Origin of the sequence: Streptomyces sp. SP18CS02 (genome assembly GCF_036322365.1) — a bacterium.
Classification (GTDB): domain Bacteria; phylum Actinomycetota; class Actinomycetes; order Streptomycetales; family Streptomycetaceae; genus Streptomyces.
Genome location: NZ_JAQYXC010000034.1, coordinates 1 through 311, shown reverse-complemented (window position 1 = coordinate 311; position 311 = coordinate 1). Strand labels below are relative to the sequence as shown.

1 protein-coding gene is annotated in these 311 nt (G+C 60.1%); it reads left to right on the top strand.

The window, feature by feature from the left end; translation table 11 throughout:
• Positions 1-116: 116 nt before the first annotated feature.
• Positions 117-311, top strand: a 195-nt coding sequence (locus tag PUR26_RS00080) for an AMP-binding protein (protein WP_329867998.1), incomplete at its 3' end; no start/stop codon positions are given.

The window sequence follows — 311 nt, the reverse complement described above, 5'->3', positions numbered from 1 at the left end:
CGACGTATCGTCATAAACGCAGGTGTCAATAAACGCGGTCCCGTGACACATCTCCGTCTTCACTCCACTGCGTACAAACCGAAACGCCCACGACCTACATAATAGTGTTGGATCTAATGATGGTGTCGTGGGACTGCGTCCACCAGATCTTCGAGGAGCAGGCGGCGCGGACTCCCCATGCCACCGCTGTGGGTTTCGAGGGGCGGGGCATCTCGTACGGGGAGTTGAACGCTTCGGCGAATCGGCTTGCGCGTCATCTGGTGGGTTGTGGGGTGCGGCGGGGCGAGACGGTCGGTGTGCTGTTGGAGCGT